The sequence below is a fragment of the Paraburkholderia sp. Tr-20389 genome, assembly GCF_017104565.1.
Taxonomy (GTDB): domain Bacteria; phylum Pseudomonadota; class Gammaproteobacteria; order Burkholderiales; family Burkholderiaceae; genus Paraburkholderia.
The window spans coordinates 24,555-45,243 of the sequence record NZ_JAAGPD010000006.1 but is presented as its reverse complement, the minus strand read 5'-3'; the positions used below and the strand labels follow the sequence as shown (position 1 = coordinate 45,243).

22 protein-coding genes are annotated in these 20,689 nt (G+C 62.6%); 14 read left to right on the top strand and 8 right to left on the bottom strand.

The window, feature by feature from the left end:
* Window positions 1-71 precede the first annotated feature (71 nt).
* The 6 genes from G3N95_RS09175 (at window position 72) to G3N95_RS09150 (ending at window position 6,381) form a co-directional block, all read left to right on the top strand.
* Window positions 72-2,234: an ATP-binding protein gene (locus G3N95_RS09175; protein ID WP_205969676.1), complete on the top strand. Its 2,163-nt coding sequence runs from the start codon at window positions 72-74 to the stop codon at window positions 2,232-2,234.
* Window positions 2,231-3,856: a response regulator gene (locus G3N95_RS09170; protein ID WP_205969675.1), complete on the top strand. Its 1,626-nt coding sequence runs from the start codon at window positions 2,231-2,233 to the stop codon at window positions 3,854-3,856. The genes G3N95_RS09175 and G3N95_RS09170 overlap by 4 nt, the downstream gene beginning before the upstream one ends.
* Window positions 3,853-4,485 carry a response regulator transcription factor gene (locus G3N95_RS09165; protein ID WP_205969674.1) on the top strand — a complete coding sequence of 211 codons (633 nt, stop codon included), beginning with the start codon at window positions 3,853-3,855 and terminating at the stop codon, window positions 4,483-4,485. Before G3N95_RS09170 ends, G3N95_RS09165 begins: the two co-directional genes overlap by 4 nt.
* A 120-nt stretch (window positions 4,486-4,605) precedes the next feature.
* Window positions 4,606-5,538, top strand: coding sequence for a hypothetical protein (locus tag G3N95_RS09160; RefSeq protein WP_241018335.1), 933 nt, complete (start codon window positions 4,606-4,608; stop codon window positions 5,536-5,538).
* A 101-nt stretch (window positions 5,539-5,639) separates the two neighbouring features.
* Window positions 5,640-5,825 carry a hypothetical protein gene (locus G3N95_RS09155; RefSeq protein WP_205969673.1) on the top strand — a complete coding sequence of 62 codons (186 nt, stop codon included), beginning with the start codon at window positions 5,640-5,642 and terminating at the stop codon, window positions 5,823-5,825.
* A gap of 241 nt (window positions 5,826-6,066) precedes the next feature.
* Window positions 6,067-6,381 carry a DUF1840 domain-containing protein gene (locus tag G3N95_RS09150; protein ID WP_205969672.1) on the top strand — a complete coding sequence of 105 codons (315 nt, stop codon included), beginning with the start codon at window positions 6,067-6,069 and terminating at the stop codon, window positions 6,379-6,381.
* Between the two features lie 4 nt (window positions 6,382-6,385).
* Here G3N95_RS09150 and G3N95_RS09145 read toward each other — a convergent pair whose 3' ends face one another.
* Window positions 6,386-6,832: a universal stress protein gene (locus tag G3N95_RS09145; protein ID WP_205969671.1), complete on the bottom strand. Its 447-nt coding sequence runs from the start codon at window positions 6,830-6,832 to the stop codon at window positions 6,386-6,388.
* Window positions 6,833-6,869: 37 nt separating this feature from the next.
* Entirely contained in the window at window positions 6,870-7,055 is a 186-nt protein-coding gene (locus G3N95_RS09140) for a hypothetical protein (protein ID WP_205969670.1), read from the bottom strand.
* 390 nt (window positions 7,056-7,445) lie between these two features.
* Here G3N95_RS09140 and G3N95_RS09135 point away from each other — a divergent pair, with 390 nt between their 5' ends.
* Both G3N95_RS09135 and phbB read left to right on the top strand, forming a co-directional pair.
* The gene (locus G3N95_RS09135) at window positions 7,446-7,970 is read left to right on the top strand and encodes a phasin family protein (protein WP_205969669.1); all 525 of its coding nucleotides are present in this window, start codon (window positions 7,446-7,448) and stop codon (window positions 7,968-7,970) included.
* Between the two features lie 190 nt (window positions 7,971-8,160).
* Window positions 8,161-8,904 carry an acetoacetyl-CoA reductase gene (gene phbB, locus G3N95_RS09130; protein ID WP_205969668.1) on the top strand — a complete coding sequence of 248 codons (744 nt, stop codon included), beginning with the start codon at window positions 8,161-8,163 and terminating at the stop codon, window positions 8,902-8,904.
* 58 nt (window positions 8,905-8,962) lie between these two features.
* On the opposite strand, the gene G3N95_RS09125 is transcribed toward phbB, so the two are convergent.
* Window positions 8,963-9,124, bottom strand: coding sequence for a hypothetical protein (locus tag G3N95_RS09125; protein ID WP_205969667.1), 162 nt, complete (start codon window positions 9,122-9,124; stop codon window positions 8,963-8,965).
* An 84-nt stretch (window positions 9,125-9,208) separates the two neighbouring features.
* Between G3N95_RS09125 and G3N95_RS09120 the strand changes: the two genes are divergently transcribed.
* Complete coding sequence (locus tag G3N95_RS09120) at window positions 9,209-9,367, top strand: hypothetical protein (RefSeq protein WP_167538900.1); 159 nt, start codon at window positions 9,209-9,211, stop codon at window positions 9,365-9,367.
* A gap of 21 nt (window positions 9,368-9,388) precedes the next feature.
* On the opposite strand, the gene G3N95_RS09115 is transcribed toward G3N95_RS09120, so the two are convergent.
* On the bottom strand, window positions 9,389-10,636 hold the full coding sequence (locus G3N95_RS09115; protein WP_205969666.1) for a LysR family transcriptional regulator: 1,248 nt from the start codon (window positions 10,634-10,636) through the stop codon (window positions 9,389-9,391).
* Between the two features lie 49 nt (window positions 10,637-10,685).
* Window positions 10,686-11,387 carry a GntR family transcriptional regulator gene (locus tag G3N95_RS09110; protein ID WP_205969665.1) on the bottom strand — a complete coding sequence of 234 codons (702 nt, stop codon included), beginning with the start codon at window positions 11,385-11,387 and terminating at the stop codon, window positions 10,686-10,688.
* A 548-nt stretch (window positions 11,388-11,935) separates the two neighbouring features.
* On the opposite strand from G3N95_RS09110, the gene G3N95_RS09105 reads away from it, so the two are divergent.
* The 3 genes from G3N95_RS09105 (at window position 11,936) to surE (ending at window position 15,518) form a co-directional block, all read left to right on the top strand.
* Window positions 11,936-13,279, top strand: coding sequence for an MFS transporter (locus tag G3N95_RS09105; protein WP_205969664.1), 1,344 nt, complete (start codon window positions 11,936-11,938; stop codon window positions 13,277-13,279).
* A gap of 109 nt (window positions 13,280-13,388) precedes the next feature.
* The gene (locus tag G3N95_RS09100; protein ID WP_205969663.1) at window positions 13,389-14,609 is read left to right on the top strand and encodes a porin; all 1,221 of its coding nucleotides are present in this window, start codon (window positions 13,389-13,391) and stop codon (window positions 14,607-14,609) included.
* A 126-nt stretch (window positions 14,610-14,735) separates the two neighbouring features.
* Window positions 14,736-15,518, top strand: coding sequence for a 5'/3'-nucleotidase SurE (gene surE, locus G3N95_RS09095; RefSeq protein WP_205969662.1), 783 nt, complete (start codon window positions 14,736-14,738; stop codon window positions 15,516-15,518).
* Between the two features lie 55 nt (window positions 15,519-15,573).
* Here surE and G3N95_RS09090 read toward each other — a convergent pair whose 3' ends face one another.
* Entirely contained in the window at window positions 15,574-17,292 is a 1,719-nt protein-coding gene (locus tag G3N95_RS09090; RefSeq protein WP_205969661.1) for a metallophosphoesterase family protein, read from the bottom strand.
* Window positions 17,293-17,793: 501 nt separating this feature from the next.
* Here G3N95_RS09090 and G3N95_RS09085 point away from each other — a divergent pair.
* Both G3N95_RS09085 and G3N95_RS09080 read left to right on the top strand, forming a co-directional pair.
* Window positions 17,794-18,099, top strand: coding sequence for a hypothetical protein (locus tag G3N95_RS09085; protein ID WP_205969660.1), 306 nt, complete (start codon window positions 17,794-17,796; stop codon window positions 18,097-18,099).
* Between the two features lie 98 nt (window positions 18,100-18,197).
* Window positions 18,198-19,355: a pyridoxal phosphate-dependent aminotransferase gene (locus tag G3N95_RS09080; protein WP_205969659.1), complete on the top strand. Its 1,158-nt coding sequence runs from the start codon at window positions 18,198-18,200 to the stop codon at window positions 19,353-19,355.
* Window positions 19,356-19,372: 17 nt separating this feature from the next.
* Here G3N95_RS09080 and G3N95_RS09075 read toward each other — a convergent pair whose 3' ends face one another.
* Window positions 19,373-20,179 (bottom strand): alpha/beta hydrolase, encoded by an 807-nt coding sequence (locus G3N95_RS09075; protein ID WP_205969658.1) that lies wholly within the window; start codon window positions 20,177-20,179, stop codon window positions 19,373-19,375.
* A 132-nt stretch (window positions 20,180-20,311) separates the two neighbouring features.
* The gene (locus G3N95_RS09070) at window positions 20,312-20,527 is read right to left on the bottom strand and encodes a hypothetical protein (RefSeq protein ID WP_028368844.1); all 216 of its coding nucleotides are present in this window, start codon (window positions 20,525-20,527) and stop codon (window positions 20,312-20,314) included.
* Window positions 20,528-20,689: the final 162 nt, after the last annotated feature.

Genomic DNA, 20,689 nt, shown 5'->3' with positions numbered 1-20,689 from the left:
GGCGCGGTAGACCGTTGTTTGGCATCGAGTGCAGAATAGGACAACCAGAACGGCGGCACTCGCGGGGTGATATGGCTCTCGACAGGTTCGACGCATGGTGGAGCGGGTTCCGTTACGTGCGGCGCAGCGTGGTGCTGCGGCTGCTCGGGACGGTGCTCGCGTTCAGTTGCGCGATCACGCTGATTCTGACCGCGCTGCAGCTCTACCGCGACTACGAACGCGGCTTCGAGCAGATTCAGAATCGGCTGGTCGATATCGATCGGAGCTATCGCGACAGTCTGGGCGAGGCGCTGTGGCGTCTCGATCAGCCGCAACTGAAGCTCGAACTCGACGGGATGCTGCGGCTCGCCGATATCCGCGCCGCCGAAGTGCGCGAGGTGCCCTCGTTCAGTTCTTCGATGGTGGTGAGCGTGGGCGAACGCGCGCGCAGTTCCGGCATGAGAGTCGCGCGCGAGTTCCCCCTCATGTATCACGTGCAGGACAGGATGGAGCAGATCGGCACGCTGTATGTCGAAGCGACGCTCGCCAACCTCTATCACGACCTCGCTCGCACCGCGCTCGTGATCCTCGTGAGCCAGGGCGCGAATACGTTTCTGGTCGCGCTGTTCACGTTTTACATTCTGTCGCGGCTCGTCACGCGGCATCTCGCGGCGATCGCGCACAGCGTGATCGACTACGACTTCCACGAGCCGCCGTCACCGTTCGTGCTTCAGCGCAAGCCGCCGCGCGAGCCGGACGAACTCGATCGCGTGGTGTCGGCATTCAACGCGATGGGAATGCGGCTGCATCGCGCCTATCTCGACGAGCGCGAAGCGGCCGTCGAGCGTGAAGCGCGGCACATGGCGGAAGCCGCCAACCGCGCGAAAGGCGAGTTCCTTGCGAACCTGAGCCATGAATTGCGCACGCCGCTTAACGGCATTCTCGGCTATGCGCAGATTCTCGGACGCGACGACACGTTGAGCCTGCGTCAGCGCGACGGCGTCGCTGTGATCCAGCAAAGCGGAGAACATCTGCTGACGCTGATCGACGAAACGCTCGATTTCGCGAAGGTCGAGGCGGGCAAGCTGCGCATCGAGATTTGCGACGTGCCGCTTGCGGGTCTGGTCGATACGATTCGCGAGATCATCGGCGTGAAGGCGGAACAGCGGAGGCTCGCGTTCGAATGCAGCATCGCAGCGGACGCGCCATGCGGCGTGCGCGCGGACGAGCATCGCTTGCGGCAGGTGCTGCTCAATCTGTTGTCGAATGCCGTGAAGTTTACGGATCGCGGCGAGGTGCGCCTCTTCATCAGGCGCGGCGAAAGCGGCGCGGTTCGCTTCGAGGTGCATGACACGGGCATCGGCATTTCCGCCGAGTATCACGAGACGATCTTCATGCCGTTCGAGCAGGCGGGCGGTAAGGAACGCCGCGCGGGCGGCACCGGGCTGGGGCTGGCGATCAGCCGCCAGTTCGTGCGCGCGATGGGCGGCGAGGTGAAGGTCGACAGCGTCGTCGGGCGCGGCAGCGTGTTCTGGTTCGAACTGCCGTCCGCGCTCGTCGAACCGCGCATCGCGCACGCGGCGAGCGCCACGGCGATCGTGACGGGCTACGCAGGCCCGCGTCGCAAGGTGCTCGTGATCGACGACGTGCAGGTCAACCGGACCGTCATCGTCGAACTGCTGACGCGAATCGGCTTCGCCACGACGGAAGCAGCGAGCGGCGCTGACGGCATCGCGATCGCGCAGGCGGAACGTCCCGATCTGATCCTCACGGACATTGTGATGCCCGGCATCGACGGTCTCGACGTGACGCGCCGTTTGCGCGCGATGCCCGGGTTCGCGTTCACGCCGATCATCGCCATTTCGGCGTCGCCGTTCGGCACGGACGGCGCCAGGAGCCTCGCAGCGGGTGCGAGCGCGTTCATCACCAAGCCCGTCGATTTCGACGTACTGCTCGCGCGCATCGGCGAACTGATGGGAATCGAGTGGATTCGCGCCGTCGTGCAGGTGGACGCCGGGTTGGATCTGCCGGTGACTTTTCCGTCAGGCATGGACGCCGACGCGATGAGCGAGTTGCACCGGCTCGCACGCGACGGCAACATGAGCGGCATCGCGCAATGGGCGGAACGGATCGCAGCAAGCGATCCGCCGCACGCCGCGTTCGCTGCGCGGCTGCATCAACTGGCGCGCGCGTATCAGTCGAAGGCGATCCTGCAACTGGTGGAGCAGTATCTCGAAGGGAACACGGCGTCATGAGCCATCTCGCCGCTTCCGACGCGCAAACGGGGACGATCCTGATCGTCGACGATACGCCCGCCAATCTCGGCGTGGTGGTCGAGAGTCTGGAGGCGCGCGGCATCCGTGTGCTGGTCGCGCTCGACGGTATCGAGGCGCTCGAACGCGCGGCGTTCGCGCAGCCCGATCTGATTCTGCTCGACGTGAAGATGCCAGGCATCGACGGCTTCGAAACCTGTCGACGCCTGAAGCGCGACGCGCGCACACGCGACATCGCCGTGATCTTCATGACCTCGCTGACGGGGGACGAAGACCGCGTGGAAGGCTTCGCGGCGGGCGGCGTCGATTACGTGACGAAGCCGCTGCGCGTCGACGAGATGCTCGCGCGTGTCGGCGTGCATCTCGAACTGCGCGCGATGCATACACAACTCGTCGCGCAGAACCGGCAACTGCTCGCCGAAGTGGCCGTGCGCAAGGAAACGGAAGCGGCGCTCAAGCAGGCTCGCGACGATCTCGAACGGCGCGTCGCGTTGCGCACGGATGAACTGGCGCGCGCCAACGCGAATCTGCAGTCGCAGATCGACGAACGCCGACGCGCCGACGCGCGCTTGCAGGCGAGCGAGGCACGCTTTCGCGCGATCGTCGAAACGAGTCCGGTGCCCTTGTGCATCACGTCGATGCCCGACGGGCGCATCCTGTACACGAACGAACCGCTGCGCGCGCTGTTCGGCATGAACGCGGGCGTGGCAGAGAACATCGCGGATTTCTACGCCGACCCGCTCGAACGCGAGCGGCTGATCGATCATCTGAGAACGGAGGGCAGTCTGCGCGACACAGAAGTGCGATTCCAGCGTCCCGACGGGACGCGGTTCTGGGCGATGGCGACGGCGCGCGTTGCGACCTACGACGACTCGCCCGCCATCTATGTCGGCATGAACGACATCACGGGGCGCAAGCAGATGGAGCAGGAACTGGTCGAATCGCGCGAGCAGCAGCGCGAGTTGTCCGCGTACATGGAAGGGATCCGCGAAGAGGAAAGAAAGCGCATCGCGATGGAGATTCACGACGAGCTCGGCCAGTTGCTGACCGCGCTCAAGATGGACGTCTCGCTGCTGAAGATGCGCCTCGGACAAGACCCGGAAGCGACCAAAAAAGCCGACGACATGCGCGAACTCGTCGAAGGCACGATCTGGATGGTGCGCAATGTCGCGAGCCATTTGCGGCCCGCTGCGCTCAACTTCGGCATCGTGTCCGCGCTGGAGTGGCTCGTCGACGAGTTCAACCGGCGCAACGCGATTCCCTCGGAACTGCGCATCGAAGGCGGCGAGCCCGCGCTGTCGGACGCGCACGCGACGGCCGTGTTCCGTATCGTGCAGGCGTCGCTGACCAATGTGGCGCGGCATGCGAACGCGACGCGGGTCGACGTGTCGCTGGTTTCGAAGGCCGACCGGCTCGAACTGCGCGTACGCGACGATGGTCGCGGCTTCGACAGGGAGATGGCGCGCCGCGAATATTCATATGGGTTGCTTGGCATGTATGAGCGTGCACGGCTGATCGGCGCGACGCTTTCTATCGACAGCAGGCCGGGCGCCGGCACCACGGTTTCGATTCACATTCCGCTCGATGGCGGCCTCAAAACATGATCAGGATACTCATCGCCGACGACCACGCGATCGTCCGTGGCGGACTCAAGCAGATCATCGCGACGACCAGTGACATCGTCGTCGCGGCGGAAGCGGCGCAAGGCTCGGAAGTCGTCGACAAACTGCGCACCTGCGCCGTCGACCTGCTGCTGCTCGACATGACGATGCCGGGCATCAGCGGCGTCGATCTGATTCGCCGCGTACGGGCGGAGCAGCCTGCGCTGCCCGTGCTGGTGCTGAGCATCCACGACGAGGCGCAGGTCGCGTCGCGCGCGCTGCGCGCGGGCGCGACAGGTTATCTGACCAAAGACAGCGATCCCGACGTGCTGCTCGCGGCGATTCGCAAGCTCGCGGACGGCGGGCGTTTCATCGATCCGAAGCTCGTCGATGCAATGGTCTTCGAGACGCATCGCGGCGACATGCCGCCGCATGAAGTGCTCTCCGACCGCGAATTCCAGGTGTTGCAGATGCTCGCCGCAGGCAAGAGCATCAACGAGATCGCCGACATCTGCGCGCTCAGCGCGAAGACGATCAGCACGCACAAGATGCGGCTGATGCAAAAGCTCGGCCTTGCCAACAACGCCGAGGTGATCCGTTACGCGATCCGGCACGGGCTGATCGTCGAGTAGACGTGGACGCTGCGCCCATATGCGATGCGCTTGAATGCGTCGAGTAAGCATTGCGTCCGCAATATGTCAGCGGGTTTGTCCGAATGTCGACGCCGGGATGGTCCGTGACACGATCTGCTCATGCTCGACATTGCGCGAGCGACCCGCACGTTCCTGTATTCGTCGTTACGCGTATTTATGCATCGCAGGCGTTTCATTTTCGCCGCGGCAAGTGCCGCGGGCGCAGCGCTCACTGCGCGAGCCGCACCGGGCGAACACTTCGATATCGTCTATCCACAGATCAGGCCCGGCAGGGATGTGCACGCGGCGTTCGCGCTCGCCACGCTCGATCTCGCGATGAAAGCGGCCAACGCGACGTACACGACGCGCCAGCTCGAACTCGTGATGGAACGCGGCCGCGCGCTCGCCGAACTCGCGAGCGGCACGACCATCAATCTGCACTGGACGAGCATGGAGGCGCAGGCCGAGCGCGGCCTGAACGTCGTGCATATTCCGATTCACCGCGGGCTCATTGGCTACCGCGTATTTCTGATCCGGCAGGACAGGCAGCCTGATTTCGACAGGATCGAAACGCTCGACGATCTTCGCTCGATGACGGGCGTGCAGGGGCTGGGCTGGATCGATACGGAGATCATGCGCAAGGCGGGGCTCCCAGTGCAAACGCCCTCGACCTACGAAACGATCTTCAAGATGGTGGAAGCCAGGCGCGTCGACTACTTTCCGCGCGGTGTGATCGAGGCGTACCCGGAGATCGAGTCGCGCAAGGAAACGGAGCCGAGCCTGGCTGTCGAGAACCGTTTGCTGCTCGCGTATCGCTCGGATTTCCTCTTCTACGTATCGCCGAATCACGAGCGGCTCGCGGCGACGATCGCGCGAGGTTTTGCAGCGGCTTGGCGCGACGGCTCGTATCTGAAGCTGTTCAATACGCATCCCTATATCCAGAATGCGCTGAAGCGCGCGAATCTGGGCGGCCGGAAAATCATCCGTCTGGACAATCCGTTTCTGTCGGATGAGGATCGCGCGATTCCCGATATGTACTGGTTGCATCTGTAGCGTGCCGGGATCGGCCGAAAGCACGAATTGCGCTGTAATTCGTGCTCTGATCGAAGCTTAAGCGGCCTCAAGGTGGCGGCCGGCATGCCGAAAACCAGTGCATGGATATGGATCACGTACAGGCGCTGTTTCAATCTGCGCACGAAACCGCAAAAACCATCGTGAAGGCTCGCGGATGGCGCGACAGGACGAATCCCTCACTCTATGACCGTATTTTCTATGCGCTTTTGGCTAATCATCTGGATGAAGCGGAAGAAGAGGAGAGCGATGGGGACCGCGACGATTAGCGCTGTCGCGCGTTGGCAATGTGCGCTGCTTTGAAGCAGAAAAACCACTCGGGTTTAAATAGATCACAACATGATATAAAATGGAAGTGACCTTCGGGCGGCTGCAGCATGAACGGGAATTCGCCACCGATGCGGGCGGACACCATCCGCGCCGCAAGTTCATACCTCCAGGAAGTAGCGAGCGTTTTCCCCGGGGACGCAACCGCCACGAAGGCCCTGAAATCACTACAGGGGAGTCGCCTTGCTCGTCACCTTCCAGTCACCGGCCACGCCGGACGTCATCATGCTCCGCGACCTCGCGCAATATCTGCTGGGGTTGATCGGCAAGCGGCTCGACAATCGGGGCGTTATCGCACACGACGATCTGCCCGAAGCCATCCGTCGCCTCGAAGAAGCGATCGTCGACGACAAACAGACGGCCGCCGCGTATGAAGCGTCGGTTGCGTCAAATGCCGAACGTCATCAGCACGCAGGCTTTTCGCAGCGCGCGTGGCCTTTCCTCGACATGCTGCGCGAAGCGCGCAGGCAGAACGCCGATATTCTTTGGGGACTCTGACCGCTCAGGGCGCGGTGTCGGGTGAAACTTCGAAGAGAATGCCGCAACCCACGCGGTCCAGGAGTTGCGCGTGACGTTCTCCCGTCCACCAGCGCGCGAACGGTCCGAGATGATGATGGCCAATCACGATCAGATCGGCGCGCAGCCTGTCGGCCATCGTCGCGATGCGGTCCACGGGATCGCCTACGCAGAAATGTCCCGTCGCGCTGACGCCGCACGCGGATAACCGTTCGATACCATCGCTCAGTACCTCACGTGCCGCCTGTTCGTCGATGTCGAATGCCATCGCCGAGAGCACGTCGTAGCCGCTCGACCACCACGACAAATCGACTACCGAAAGCAGGTGCGTTTCGGCATCGAGTTGCTGCGCAAGCGATGCGCCGCAGCGCAACGCACGGCGACCCTCCGACGTGCCGTCATAGCAGAGCAGAATGCGTTTGAAAGGAATCACGCGGGCGCTCCCATTGGCACTTTATTCACCGAGCCGCTCAGGTGATGAGCGGCACGGCCTCGATCAGCGCAATACCCAGCAACGCGCCGATTGCCGCGCCGATCAGCTTCGGGTGCCATCGATCGAGATGCGTCGCCGTCAACAGCGTGCCGACGAGAATCACGCCGAGCAATGTGAACGAACCGACGAGAAAAGCGATTTCGAAGTCGCTGTTGATGACCATGATGTCGTCTCCCTGATCCGGATATCCGCTGCATCCTTTGTTTTGATTATATATCACAACGTGATGTAAGTGATCCGGGTCAATTGCCGTCCGCAAGGGGTTTCCGCATGAGCAAAATGCGACGTCGAACCCACGTTTTGACCAACCCGACCGGCCGGTTGCTGTTGCAAATTGTCCCAACATGTAGAAAAACGGAACAACAACCCAGGGTAACTACTGACGTAAGAGTGTGGAAGAATTGTCAAATGATGTGTTTAGAATGATGGTTCTAATGGTGCTTCGCACAAACAATGTGTGGGTTGCGAACACCCATGCTATTTGCATTGCACAGTGCGGCCCCGCTGTGTATGTCGCAAAGAGCTAATTAGTAAGACTAACGGAGTCGCATCAATGAACACTCGGAATTCCGCAGGTGTCATATCGGCTTGGGAGCCCGGCATTTCTGCTTCCTACGCGTGGGCCAATCCCGTCGTTCGGGAAACGCAAGCGGTTGTAGCACTCAATCTGCATACGATTAACCAGTTGAATGGCGAAGCGCTGAAAGCCATGAGCACGCTCGGCAGTGCCCGCAGTCCGGCCGATTGGCCCGCGCTCCAATGGAGCGCGGCGAACGCCGTCGTCACCCTGCTTGCGGGATACGGCAGCGAACTGGGCAGCATCGTTTCGCGGCTGAATGGAGCACTTCAGGAAGTCGGACAAACACAATCGAAAATGAACGACATCCAGGTACGCTCCTTCGTCGACGCATTTCAGAGCCGCACACAAGCGGCTGCATCCGCAGTGACTTCGGCGGTTGCGACGGCGCTTTCCAATGCGCCTGCGCCCGAAGCGCTCGCACGACAGCAAACCGAAGACGCGATCGCGCGCGCCTCGAGCGCCGCCGTCACGCGTCCGCACAAAGCGGTTGTCGATTAATCACCTTAAGCACAGGCATACGCCGGATCATCTACCGACACGCGACGTCGCAGTGAATCGCGAAACGCGCATGCCGCACTGAGCGGCGAAGATAAAGGATCAGTCGGGGAGACCAGTCAACGGCTGCATCTGCGAACCAGCCGGTTGAGCATCGGGAAGTTTCGCATTGAACGTCTGATAGGTGTAAAGGATGACTAATCGAATTGCTGTGGTAACGGGCGGCATGGGCGGTCTTGGCGAGGCCATCAGTATTCGCTTGCACGATGCGGGCTACCGCGTGGTCGTGACGTGTTCGCCCGGCAACACGTGTAGCGACGAATGGCTTGCTTCGATGGAAGCGGCGGGCCGTGCCTTCTATGCGTATCACGTCGATGTCGCCGACTACGACTCATGTCACGCATGCATCGCGAAGATCACGGCGGAGATCGGTCCCATCGACATCCTCGTGAACAATGCCGGCATCACGCGCGACATGACGCTGCGCAAGCTCGACAAGGTGAACTGGGATGCCGTCATGCGCACGAATCTCGATTCCATTTTCAACATGACGAAGCCCGTCTGCGAAATGATGGTCGAGCGCGGTTGGGGACGTGTCATCAATATCTCGTCGGTGAACGGCTCGAAAGGATCGGTCGGGCAGACCAACTATGCGGCGGCGAAAGCGGGCATGCACGGCTTCACGAAGTCGCTTGCGCTTGAAGTGGCGCGCAAGGGCGTGACCGTCAACACGATTTCGCCCGGCTACCTTGCGACGAAGATGGTGACGGCGATTCCGCAGGACATCCTCGATTCGAAAATCCTGCCGCAGATTCCCGCCGGCCGTCTTGGCAAGCCGGAAGAAGTGGCGGCGCTTGTTGCGTTTCTGTGCTCGGACGATGCAGGCTTCATCACGGGTGCGAACCTGGCCGTGAACGGCGGCCAGCACATGAACTGATGAATTGATCTTGTATCGACAATAACAAGGGCTCGCTCATGCCGTCAGGAAGACGGAGTCAAGGCCCGACAAGGAAGAAGTGGTGGAGACAAAACAACAGCTTTATCAATGCCGGTGCACGAATCAGGTCGTCGTCGTGAACCGGACTTTTGGGCCGCGAACGCCTGCGGATCGCGATGCGGGCCGCTTCCGGGAACTGGTTTTCGAGCAGTGCATGCATGCGATCAATTGTCCGAAGTCCGGCCAGTGTCCGCTATGAAAACCTCGCGCGTTGCCGCAGGTGCAGTTGCTACAGGGGATGGCAATGAACGAAACATGGATTGGTGTAGCGCTTGGAGGATCCGTGCTGTTGATTGCGTTGCTGTCGATGGTGCAGCACTACCGTCGCGAGCGGTTGCGCGCGGAGTTGCTGAAGAATCTCGATCACCATAGCTGGTGCCGCTTTTCGCGCGCGCGACGTTGAATGATCTGAACAGCGGTTGAACTACGCTGCCGCGATGCTGATCGTGCGCGCGACGTCGACGACGGCAAGACGTATCGCGTCGATCAGCGCGCGCGCAGCGGGCGACGGCGTGCCCGCCGCGCGCAGCGTCAGGCCGATATCGCGCCGCGTGTTGTGCAGCTTCACATCGAGCACGACCAGTTCTCCTGACTGACATTCATAGTGCAACTGCTGCGCGGACAATGCCGCCAGCATGTCCGTGCCGAGCAGCAGGCCGCGTATCACTGCGAGGTCGGCGGTTTCGACCGACGGCATCGGCGGCCTGAGTTTGACTCGTTTGAATTGCGCTTCGAACAGGCCGCGCGCGGGTGCATGACTGCGCGGCACGATCCATTGCACGTCCTGCAGGTCGGCAACCGTCAGGCCGCGCTCGTTCGCGAGCGGATGCGAGCGGCGCGCGAGCACGACCATATCTTCCGACATCAGCCGCTCGTTCATCAGGCCACTCGACGCGTCGTTCTCGCGCAACGCGCCGAGAATGAAATCGATATCACCGGCACGCAGCCCTGCAACCAGCGTTTCGTACGCGCTTTCGTCGGTGATGATGCGCACGCCAGGATGCTTCGCGCTCATGCTCGCGATCGCTTTGGGCAGAATCAGCGTGCGGCCGAGCGGCAGCGCACCCACCGTCACCGCGCCCTGAATATAGCCATGCAATGCGGCGATATCGTCGGGTACGTGACGCAGTTCGTTCAGCGCGCGCCGCACGTGTAGCAGAAATGTCTCACCTTCCGTCGTCAACAGAATGCCGCGCGGACTGCGATGAAACAGTTGCAGTCCCGAACCGCTTTCGAGCACGCGAATCGCGGTGCTCACGGCGGGCTGACTGATGCCGAACGCTTTCGCCGCGCTAGGCATATGCCGATGGCGCGCGAGCGCGGTGAACAATTGCAGGCGACGCGTGTTGAGCAGATAGGCGGGCAATGAACCTTCCGCTGCGGGACGTCGACGCGCCTGACGCGCGGCGCACCATTGCGCGAGTTCTTCGAGTTCCGCGAAGAGCCGCTCGCAGCGATGCAGCACGGCGCGGCCGACGGGTGTCGGCAGCATGCCGGAAGGCTTGCGATCGAAGAGCGGTTCGCCGAGGGCGGCTTCGAGTTCCTGAACGGAACGCGTGACGGCCGACTGAGCGCGAAACAGCGCGGACGCCGCGCGCGTCGCGCTGCCCGTATCGGCGACGAGTTTGAAGGCGCGCAACTGCGCGATGTTGAGAAAGTCTTTGCTGCTCACGGAATAGCCCGTTAGGAAATGCGGATTGCCGGAATCGACAGTGTCGGCGTCATGCCGCGCCCGCGATCAGATGCAGCGCGGGCAACGACAGATTGAGGCTTTCCTTCGATATATGCGTATGTTCCTTCATCAGTGCTTCGACGCGCGCGCCTTCGCCGTTGACGAGCGCGCCGACGATCGCATGATGCTGACGGTGCGCGTAATTGAGCATTGCGTACTGACGTTCCCGCGCGGATACGTCGAAGGCGATCGTCGATGGTGCAACGAACGGGATCTTGTCGTTGAGGCTCAACGCAGCGCTGATCGCGGCGTTCTGCGCGGCTTCGACGATCAGCGCATGGAAGCGGCCGTTCATCTCCGCGTAGCGCACGTCGTCGCCTTCCTTCAACGCGCCTGCATTGAAGATGTCATCGCCTTCGCGCAGACACGCATTCAGCGACGCAGCAAGCGCAGCGGACACGCCGCTCTCCGCGACCGTGCGTGCCGCGAGACCTTCCAGTACGCCGCGTACGTCGATCGCGTTCAATACGTCGCGTACACCGAAGCGTCGCACGACATAACCACGCGCGCCCGAACGTTCGAGCAGGGCTTCGCCCGCCAGCACGCTCAATGCGTAGCGCAGCGGCGTGCGCGACACGCCGAGCCATTGCGCGAGCTGTGCTTCGACGAGGCGCTGGCCGGGCGCCAGCTCGCCCGACAGGATCTTCTCGCGCAGCGTTTGCACAATCGCTTGCTGTGTTGTCTCGTTCATATGTTTCTACTCATTGGCTGGTCAGTATAGCGGTGCTCGCGTCGCCATCACAACGCTTATACAGGCGATTGCGACTTGGCTCGCTTGCCATCTGTTCTGTTTATCGGCGCCTAAGTCTGCGAGTTCGGGAACAGTCGCGTCGAACGCGGTGACGGGATACCAAAGTGCTTGATCCGTCTGGGAAGCAGCGTGGGCAAGATCCGTTGCCAATCCCTCCAGAGCCCTGTCTTACTGAATCTATCCGGGGTTGCATGTGGTTTACCCGCACTACCTCGAAAGCGTGCGGCGTCTATATCGTTGTATCCCAAGATAGCCGCAAGTCCAAGGCTCACATCGACGAGCGGCCGATCCATTCGGCGTGCGAGCGCTGCGCAACACGAAGTAACGGAAGACACGGAAATGTTCGACGACGACCACGCCAGAAGCGTCCTCTTCGATTGCTGCGCGCGAAGCCGCTAACTGTCCTTTAGTCGCTTTTCTCTTCGACACAACAAGACCCCGGGTTCGGCAGAAACACGGGGCGGGGTATCTATTTTCCGGAGACATCCATGCAACCCGCAGAATCAGTCGACATCAAGGCGTTCATCGACGCGCGGAAGATGTCGGCGTACCAGTGGCTCGTGCTTTTCCTGTGCTTCTGGATCGTCACGATGGACGGACTCGACACGGCCGTGATGGGTTTTGTCGCGCCCGTCATCATGCATGACTGGAGCGTGAGCCGCGCCGCGTTCGGCCCCGTGATGAGCGCTGCAATGGTGGGCCTTGCCGTAGGCGCGCTGGTCGCGGGCCCGATGGCGGATCGCATCGGACGCAAGAAGGTGTTGATCGGCTCCGTGTTCTGCTTTGGCTTTTTCAGTCTGCTGTGCGCGTTTGCAGAGACGCCCACGTCGCTTGTCATTCTGCGCTTCCTCACGGGCCTCGGTCTCGGCGCTGCGATGCCGAACTCGACGACGCTGCTGTCCGAGTACGTGCCGTCGCGCAGCCGCTCGCTGCTGCTGACGATCATGTTCACGGGCTTCAACTTCGGCTCGGGTGCGGGCGGCTTCGCCGCTGCGTGGCTGATTCCGCATCTGGGTTGGCGTGCCGTGTTCCTGTTCGGCGGCATTCTGCCCATCCTCAGCGTGCCGCTGCTGATCTGGCTGCTGCCGGAGTCCGCGCGTCTGATGCTGGTGCGCAAGGTGGTCGCCCAGCGCATCGCGCGCACGCTCGGACGCGTCTGTGGTCACCGGTTCGACGAAGACGTGCGCTTCACCGCACCGGAGCCTGTCGTTGCAGCGAAGGCGCCCGTGCGTATGTTGTTCGCAGATGGCTACGCAATGAGCACGCTGATGCTGTGGGTCACGTATTTCATGGGCCTGCTGATCATCTATCTGCTCACGGGCTGGCTGCCGACGCTCATCAAGGACGCCGGCCTTCCCGTCGAACGCGCTGCCGCGATCACGGGCATGTTCCAGCTGGGCGGCACGTTCGGCGCGGTGGCAGTCGGCTTCGCGATGGACCGGATGGATCGCAATGCGGTGATCGGCGCGGCCTATCTGTTCGGCGGCGTTTTCATCTTCGCGCTCGGCATGGGCACGCTCACGTCCGGCATGCTGCCCGTGCTCGTCGCTTGTGCGGGCTTCTTCATGAGCGGCGCGCAAACGGGTCTCAACGCGCTCGCGCCGAGCTGCTACCCGACGCGTGCCCGCGCGACAGGCGTCAGCTGGATGCTGGGCTTCGGCCGGCTCGGCGGCATTCTGGGTTCGCTCGTCGGCGGCGCATTGCTCTCGCTGGGCTTCAGTTTCGCGGCCGTGTTTTCAGTGCTCGCCGTGCCCGCCGTGATCGCTGCCTTCGCGATCGTGATGAACCGGTTTGCGTTGCGCTTCATATCGAGCCCTGTTGCCGATGCGTGATATGCGCGACTGATATGTCGCGATCGGATCGAGCGGATGCGGAACGTGACGCTCGATCAAACAAAAGAATCCAAACAGCAGTAAAACCAGGAAGATGGAGGTCAGAAGAATGAAGAGGAGTACCAGCAGCGCAAAGGCAGTCGTCATCGGGGCTGCGCTCGTCGGCAGCGTGCCGGCATTCGCGCAAAGCAGCGTCACGCTGTACGGCATCGTCGATAACGGGCTTGCTTACCAGAGCAGTTCGACGTCGCTCGGCTCGACGAGCGGCGGACACTCGGTCGTCAAGATGACGCCGGGCGTGTGGGCAGGCAGCCGCTTCGGCTTGAAGGGCGGTGAAGATCTCGGCGGCGGTACGCGGGCGATCTTCCAGCTCGAATCGGGCTTGAATTCAGCGACGGGCGCGGCTCAGTACACCAACGCGCTGTTCGGCCGCCTTGCGTATGTCGGCGTGACGAACCCGACCTACGGTACGTTCACGGCAGGCCGTCAGTACGCTTCGTATTACCAGCTGCTGTCGCCGTATAGCCCGACTACGTGGATCACGGGCTTCTATGGTGCGCACCCTGGCGATATCGACGGTCTGGACACGATCTACCGCGCGAACAACACGCTCGAATACACGTCGCCGAAGATGTACGGCCTGACCGTGAGCGGTTCGTATTCGCTCGCCGGCGTGGCAGGCAGCGTCAGCCAGGGCTCGACGTGGACGACGGCTGTCCAGTACGCGATGGGTCCGATCGGCCTCGCAGTCGGCTTCTCGCGCATCAACAACTCGACCTCGGGCGGCGGTACGTGGGGCTCGGATTCGACGACGTCGAACGGCGGCTCGCAGATCGGCGTATCCGCGCTGACGAACGGCTACCAGACCGCGCGTGCGCAACAGCGCTTCGCAGTGGGCGGCGGCTATACCTTCAACAGCGCGTGGGACATCACGGCGACATACTCGAATGTCCAGTACATCCCCGGTATCAATTCGAAGTTCACGGACACGGCGATCTTCAATACGGGTGGTCTCGTGCTGCACTGGAAGCCGGTAACGGTGTGGGATTTCGCTGCAGGCTACAGCTACACGCGTGCCACGCAGGCGAACGGCATCAAGGATAGCGCGACGTATCAGCAGTTCAATCTCTCGCAGTACTACTCGCTGTCCAAGCGGACCGGCCTGTATGCGCTCGAAGCCTATCAGCGCGCAAACGGCAAGACGCTCGGCACGAACGGCTCGAGTCAGATCATCGACGCGACCGCGACGATCGGCGATGGCTTCAATACGACGCCGTCGTCGTCGGGCACCCAGTTCGCGTTCGGCCTCGGCATCATCCACCGCTTCTGATGTAACGCGCAGCGTCCGTCGTGTCCGGTATCGGTGACGACGGGCGCTTGCGTGCCTGCAAGGACAAGCGAAACATTCGCGGTGTGGTAGCGTAGCGGCATCCGTCCGCTACGCTTATCGCACATCATGTCCACCTTTTCCAGCAAAGTCCCGCGCGTCCTGTTGACCAACGACGACGGCATCGACGCGCCCGGTCTCGCCGTACTCGAAGCCGTCGCCGCCGAACTCGCCGACGAAGTGTGGGTCGTCGCGCCCGAACACGATCAGAGCGGCACGTCGCATTCCATCAGCCTGCATTCGCCGCTGCGCGTGAGCCGCCAGGGCGAGCGCCGATTCGGCGTCGTGGGTACGCCGGGCGATTGCGTCGTGATGGCCGTGCGTCATCTGATGCGCGACGCGCCGCCGACGCTCGTGCTGTCCGGCATCAATCGCGGCGGCAACCTCGGTGTCGAGACCATGTTCTCCGGCACGGTCGGCGCGGCCATGACGGGGCTGCTGCTGGGCCTGCCGTCGATCGCCCTGAGTCAGACCTTCCGCGACCGCGAGAACGTCCGCTGGGACACGGCGCGTGCGCTCGCGCCCGGCGTGATTCGTGAGTTGCTCGCCATCGAGCACGACGCGCCCGTGTGCCTGAACGTGAATTTCCCCGATATCGATGCATCGGCTGCGGGACCGCTGACGCCGACGAAGCAGGGCGTGGGTCTCGTGGAAGGCATCGACGTGTTGCCGCATGTCGATCCGCGCGGGCTCGAATATCACTGGCTGCGATTCCAGCGCGGTCCGCGCGAGAATGCGCCCGACAGCGAAACGGCCGTGGTCGCATCGGGGCGCGTGTCGGTGACGCCGCTCTATTTCGATCGCACGGACGAGACTACCTTCGCGAAGCTCGCGGCATCATTGAAGGGGTGAAGCCTGCGTGCGCGTTGCGCCGCGCATGATGCACACGGCGCAACGTGTGTGACGATCAACCGCGTCGATGCTTCGACAGCGTGATGGTCTCGAACAGTTCATACGTGCCCGTCGGCGTCGTATCGGCGCCGGGCGCGTGATAGTAGTTCATCGTGATCGACGTCTTGCCGCCGTGCGAGCCCGGATCGTAGTCGAACACGGCGATGCCGTAGCCCGTGCCCGTATCGCGCTGCGCCGACCAGATCGCATCTTCTAGCGCATCCGCGCCGGCGCGCGTGAACGTGCCCGCTGTGGTGCCAGGAATCGGGCGATTGGGCTTCGTGAACACCTTGGCCTGCGGATTGCCATTGCCCGTGTCGACGCCATACACGTCGAGCGGCGCGCTCGTGCCGCCACCGCCGAGAATCAGATGGATCGTGCCGTGGCTCGTATCGAACGTGTTGCCGTTGCTCGCGTGCGAATGCACAACAGGCTTTGGTTGCAGCGTGTCGACCTTCTCGCCCGTGGTTGCGTCGATGCCCGCGTGGTGGTTGCAGCCGCGCACGGGATAGCTGCGCTCGTAGTCATGATCGTGACCGCACAGCACGAGGTCGACGCCATAGCGGTCGAACAGCGGCAGCCACGCTTCGCGGATGCCCTTGTCGGAGCCGTTGCCCGTCTTGGATGACGTCAGCGCGTCCTGATGCATCTGTACGACGATCCAGTCGATGTCGTCATCGTCCTGCGCATGGCGCAGCGTCTTTTCGAGCCAGCGCGTCTGCTCGCCGTCGCTGTAGCCGCGCACGTAGAGCGACGTGCCCGGCGGGATGGAAGGATGGCCGGTGCTCGCAGCGGGCACGAGCGGCGCAGGGCCCGCGACGAACGCGGCTGCATCCTGATACACGACATCGTCCGCATCGAGCGAGATGAACAGTACGGAACTCACGCGGAAGCTGTACCAGCGGCCCGGAAAACGCGTGCCGTTTTGCGGCAGCGTATAGCGCGTCAGATACGAATCGAAGCCTTGCGCGCCGTTGTTGAATTCGATTTCGTGATTGCCGGGGCACGGCATCCACGGACGATTCGCCGCCGACGTCTGCGCGTTGTTGCCGAAATCGCGCCACACGGCCGGCTGTTGCGTCGGGTTCAGGTTCGCGTAACAGAGGTCGCCGTTCAGCAGGTGAAAGAGCGGCTGGAAACGTTCGACGGCTTGTACCGCGAATCGGCTTTGCGGCGACGACAGCACCCAGTTGGTATTGGGCGTCGCGAGATCGCCGTAGCTCGTGAAGCGAAACGCCGTGCGGCCGCGCGGCGCGGTCGTGAACGATGCAGAGAACGGCGCGCCCATGTTGCTGTCGTTGTCGGCCGTGACGTCGTATTGATATGTCGTCGCGGGTTTCAGGCCGTGAAGCCGCGCGTGATACGTGAACACCACTTCACCGTTCAGTCCGTCCGTGTACGTGCGCTGCACTGCGTGGACCGTTTCCTTCCGGTCGCCGCTCGCGCCGAAGCGCACGCGCGGATTCGCGGCGGCCGCCGCCGAGCCCCACGACACCACCACTTCATTCGTGGGATCTTCGCCCCACGTCAGATGCACCTGCTCGGGCGTGCCGTCGGGTGTCGACGGATCGGCTTTGGCTGTGCCTGCGAAGGTGCCAGCCGCCGTGGCGAAGCCGGAAGCGCCCGCGAGCTTGAGAAAGCCTCGGCGCGAGAAGGTGGCCGACTGCGTGTTCGTGGTGGATTGAGCGTCGTCGGCTTCGACGGGCGTTGTATCGGGGGTGTTCTTGTTCGACATGTCGTTTGTTCTCGTGGTGGACGGCAGACGACGCACGGATACGCAACGGCGCGGGCGCGTCGATGCTGGAAAGGAACGGGAAGGAAGCGTGATTCCGGGCAACACGATATTCCCAAACCTGTTACCCCGCTGTGACAGCGCCGCCGCGACTGGTATGCATGAAAAGCCCGCGATCGAGTATTAAAGCGCCATTGCGATGATGTGATAGACGATTGAAATGCACATGTTTTCATCACGTATACGCGAACCCTAAGCGGCGCTGGTGTTGTAACGATGCACACGTATAAAGGGAATTAAATGCCGGCGTTACACTTTTCCGCCGCCACACCGTGAATCACGCTGTCGAATTCACGTTTGCTTACACACGCACACATCTTCGCTTTGCGATTTGCATAGAGTGATTCCCAAGATACGACGCTGGGAGTGCCTGATGAAAGCAAGAATCGCATTGACGATGCATGGCCGTTTCAGTCGAACTGCGCGTGTGGGGCGCTGCACATCATGACGGAAGCCTATGAACAACCGCTCGATGAAGACGTGACCGTGCACGTCGAGGAACAGCCGTCGTCGAAGGGCACGTGCGTGACGGTGCAGGCGAACGGCAGGTCGATGTCCGCCGAATACAGCGAACTGACGGGGCAGCTTTGCCTGAGACAGGACGGCGTGATGGTGCAGGAGTGGTTTCCGCCGCACTCGTGGTTCGCGATCGCATCGGTCGCGGGCGCGAGCCGTTGGGGCACGCAACCGAGCGCCGACGATCTGCATGCGCTGATCCGCAACGAACTGGTGACGCGGCGGGGCGAGTAGCACTCGCAACGCACGGGACGATGGTCGCTGCGCAATAGTATGATGCCTCGCATGTCCGCGGCTTCCGCAAGCGGATCGGTTCATGCGAGGAGGGCAACGTGACAGTCTCCCGATTGCGCAATATCCCGGGCATCGGCGTCGACAGAATGGGCGATGCCGCCGACGCGACGAAGAATCGCAACATCCTGCGGCTCGAGAACCTCGACACCGACCTGAGGCCACCCGCCGAAGCGATCCGGCGCACGCACGATGCCGTCGACGATGACGACGCCAACAGCTATCTGCCGTTCACGGGGCAGACCGCATTGCGCGAGGCGGTCGTCGCGCGAATGAAGCAGTCGACGGGCTTCGACTACGACGCGAGCAGCGAGTGCATCGTCTCCGCCGGGGGGCTCGCGGGCATCCTCAACGTGTTGCTGTCGATCCTCGATCCCGGCGATGAAGTCGTACTCACCGATCCCACCTACGCGGGCCTCATCAATCGCGTGCTGCTGGCGGGCGGCGTGCCGAAGTTCGCGCGCCTCATGCCCGCCGCCGACGGCTGGCGGCTCGACATCGATTCTCTCGCAAGCGCAGTGAGCCCGCGTACGCGAGCCTTCCTCATCATGTCGCCGTCGATGCCGAGCGGTTTCGTCGCGAATGCAACGGAATGGAATGCGATCGCCGATCAATGCCGCCGCGCGGATGCATGGCTCGTCTACGACGCGGCCATGGAGCGCATCCTGTTCGACGGGCGCCGCGCGATTCATCCTGCTTCGCTGCCGGACATGCGAGCGCGCACGTTCACGGTCGGCTCCGTGTCGAAGGAATACCGGATGATCGGCTGGCGTGTCGGCTGGATCGTCGGCCCTGCACGCATCATGAACGACGTGAGGCTGGTGAGTCTGTCGAACGTGGTCTGCCAGGTAGGCATTGGCATGCCGGGTGCGACTGCCGCGCTCACATCAGCCGACGATGGCGTTGCACAGTGTGTTGCCGAGTGGCAGGCGCGGCGCGATTTTCTGCTCCATGCACTGTGCGATCTGCCGCTGGTGCGGCCCGACGGCGGATGGTCGCTGCTGATCGACACCTCGCAATTCGGCTTTGCGCCGCCCGATGCGTCGCGTCTGCTGCTGGACAAAGGCGAAGTCGCCGCGACGCCGATGAACGGCTGGGGGCCGCAAGCGCAACGTTATCTGCGCTTCGTGTTCGCCAACGAGCCCGTTGCGCGTCTCGAGGATATCCGCGAGCGCGTGTGCGCCGCGTGGGGCGTCTGACAAGCCGCTACAGCCGCTCAGTCCGCCCGCATCCAGCGAAGCACCTGATGCCAGTGCGCGTCGTTCATCGCGCCGAACCAGTCTTCGTGATTCGCGTCGGGCAACAACATCAGATGCGCGCCGGGATGCGTGCCCGCCAGCCGTTGCGCATGGCTGATGGGAATCAGCGTGTCCTGCTGCGCGCCGATCACGACGAGCGGCCCGTCATAGTGGGCGAGCGCGGCGACGGAATCGAATGGATCGTGCAGCATCCAGCGCACGGGGAATATCGGGTAATGCGTCGAGGCGACGCTCGCGAGCGAGTCCCATGGCGTGATGAGCGCGACGCCTGCCACGGTGGCTTCATTGCCTTTGATGGCTTGCGCAGCCATCCCGGCGCCCAGCGATTCGCCCACGAGATAAACACGTCCGGGCCATTGCGCATGCACCGCACCTAGTGCGTCCCGCGATGCGGCCAGCGCCGCCAGCATCGTGCGCTTGCCTTGACGGCTTCCTTGCCCCGGATACTCGACCACGACGACGCGATAACCGTCGTGCACGAAGATCTCAGCGAGCGGCAACTTGTTTTCCGCCGTTTCCGCATTGCCGTGGAAGACCATGAACGTGCCGCGCGGCTGCGCGGTGTCAGGCGTGACGAGATACCCCGCATATTCGCCATTGGCTCGCCACGGCTTGACGTCGTAGCCGGCATGATGGCCTGTCGGCGGACCGGCGGCGTCGAGCGACGCGGGCAGCAGCATGCGGTCCTGCATGAAGTAAAGCGCGACCAGCGCGACCACATAGGCCGCGAGCGCGATGCGAATGCATAACGTAATCAGCGACATGCCCGATGCCCGTCACTCGTCGTGAATCTGATGAATCCGCGATTCGACGAACCGTCGAAGCCGCTGCCGGCTTCGAGCAGGTCGTCGGGACTTGTCTATCTCCGCTGTGGCGGAGGGAAACCGGCAATGAGGCTATGCGTGCGCGTGACGGTCTTCTTCGAGTGCTTTCAGGCGTGCTTCGCCTGCGTCTTTTGCGGCCGCGCGGTTCTTGTATGTTTCGTCGGAAACGATCGTGCGTTTTACTTCGCGTGCGCCGAAATCGACGAGTGCGATCACCCACACATAGTCGCCCGCCTGTTCGGCCGTTTGCACGAAGGCGCGTACGTCAGCCTTTTCGTCTGCTTTCATCGTGACCTCCACATGAAGTTGTGCACCAACAGCACGCAGCATGGTGAATGCCCGCGCGGCGCGCGCGGAGGCCGTGCGGCCGGTATGCACGTGAAACGATTCTAGCCGATGAAATCGTCTCCTACGAGGCAGGTCACGCCCGTGCTGTCCGGCGTGCTTCGG